Source organism: Methylobacterium sp. J-092 (assembly GCF_022829325.1).
Taxonomy (GTDB): domain Bacteria; phylum Pseudomonadota; class Alphaproteobacteria; order Rhizobiales; family Beijerinckiaceae; genus Methylobacterium.
In genome coordinates, this window is sequence record NZ_JAKSXU010000003.1 from 1 (window position 1) to 1282 (window position 1282).

Here is a 1282-nt window from a genome sequence, read left to right on the forward strand (position 1 = left end):
CCCTGGGATGATCGAGGCCGTCGCCAACCGGCATCTCCTTGAGAACGACATCCGGTTCGCACTGGCCGAGGGTCAGTTCCATCTCGCGTACCAGCCCATTATGGCGCTCGCCGACGACACCATCCTGGGCTTCGAAGCGCTTATTCGCTGGCCGCATCCGACGCGGGGGCTCGTCTCCCCGGCGACCTTCATCCCGTTGGCGGAAGAGACGGGGTTGATCCTGCCGATCGGGCGCTGGGTGTTGGAAGAGGCCTGCCGGCAGGCTGTGGCTTGGCCAACTGATCAGCATGTCGCGGTCAACATCTCGGCCGTGCAGTTCCGTTCGCCGATGCTGCTCGCTCATATCACTTCCGCCCTGGCGAAAAGTGGGCTGCCGGCGAGCAGACTGGAGATCGAGCTGACGGAGACGGCACTGGTCGAGGACGGGCCTCAAATTGCGCACACCTTGTTGGCGCTGCGCGAACTCGGCATCAAGATCGCGATGGACGACTTCGGGACGGGGTACTCGTCTCTTGCTCATCTGCGGGACCTGCCGCTGGACAGGATCAAGATCGACCGCAGCTTCGTTGCAGCAGCTTTGGAAGACAAGCATTCGATGGCGGTCGTCAAAGCGATCACGCAGATGGGGCGTGACATGAACATTCTGACGATCGCTGAAGGTGTTGAGGATGCGAACCAGCTCGCCCTTCTAAGAGCGCTCGATTGCGATGCCGTTCAGGGATACCTGATCGGTCACCCGGAACGCTTGATCTCAGTGTTTAAGAATGGTGCACAAGTTCGTGCCGCTTGAGTGATCCCCTGCCGCGGGACAACTCAGGCGATCGACACACAGTTCATATCCCGCGAAGCTTGAGTCTTCGAAGTAGCTGCTAGGGTCCGATACGACGTCTATTACGCCACCTTGGCCGGCGGCATCGCGCCATCGAAGCGCCAGCCATCGAACCCGCTGGTACGCGAGGCGGCGATCGACTTCCTCGATTGGTTCGGCGAGGACGCCATCGCCCTCGGCTGGATGGCCACCTGCCTGTTCGGCCTTTACCCGCCGCTCGGCGTGGGCCGCGTCGACTACTGAGGCCGCCCTTGGATCAATCCCCGCTGTGTCGAGGCGACCGGGGACACCGACATCCGGTGCGGCGACCCGACCTCTGGGCGGGAACGTCTGGGGTCTCCCGTTTGCGGGCGGGCCTGGCAGGCTGGCCGGTAGGCGGCAGGCACGAAAACGTCCACGACGGGGGCGACCGGTCGGGCCGGGGTTCCGTCAGGGCTCGAGGAACCCGTTCGA

The 1282-nt window shown here is 63.4% G+C and carries 2 protein-coding genes; both read left to right on the forward strand.

Annotated elements, in window-relative coordinates; all coding sequences use genetic code 11:
- The coding region (locus MKK60_RS00020; RefSeq protein WP_243983389.1) for a putative bifunctional diguanylate cyclase/phosphodiesterase at positions 1–790 on the forward strand (790 nt) is incomplete at its 5' end.
- A 111-nt stretch (positions 791–901) separates the two neighbouring features.
- Positions 902–1072: a hypothetical protein gene (locus tag MKK60_RS00025; RefSeq protein ID WP_243983390.1), complete on the forward strand. Its 171-nt coding sequence runs from the start codon at positions 902–904 to the stop codon at positions 1070–1072.
- The last annotated feature ends 210 nt before the right edge of the window (positions 1073–1282 follow it).